A 443-nucleotide genomic window follows, 5' to 3' on the forward strand; every position below is an offset into this window, starting at 1 on the left:
AATTTAGCCTCTTCTGATGAAAAACCAAGAGAGATACCATAAGAGATAATGGTGTCTCCTGCGATAACCTCTGCCCCTACATAAAAGAATAATGTAATCACTCCTAACCATAAATGTGGAAACTGAAATACACTTGTTTTGGCTGTTTTTGTATCGTCTGTGTCTTCTTCTGCTGGCTCTTCTAAATTTGGAAGTGGTGCTTTTCGTATTAAAAATCCTAATACAAATAAGATGACTGCCATTACAATATATGGCGTTACCACACTATCGGCCATCGTATTTAGTAATTGATCTTTTTCTATAGGAGAAACAGATACTAATTTTTCTTTTACTTCGTCTATACCGGACAATAAAATAGCTCCGAAAATTAAAGATCCTAATGAGCCAGCCACTTTATTGGCAATACCCATAATAGCAATACGCTTAGCTGCACTTTCTATAGG

The 443-nt window shown here is 35.9% G+C and carries 1 pseudogene; it reads right to left on the reverse strand.

The window, feature by feature from the left end:
• Positions 1 to 443: pseudogene (locus Q1B05_RS18645) on the reverse strand (glucose/galactose MFS transporter); the annotation flags it as partial.

This window comes from uncultured Formosa sp., assembly GCF_947500765.1.
Taxonomy (GTDB): Bacteria; Bacteroidota; Bacteroidia; order Flavobacteriales; family Flavobacteriaceae; genus Formosa.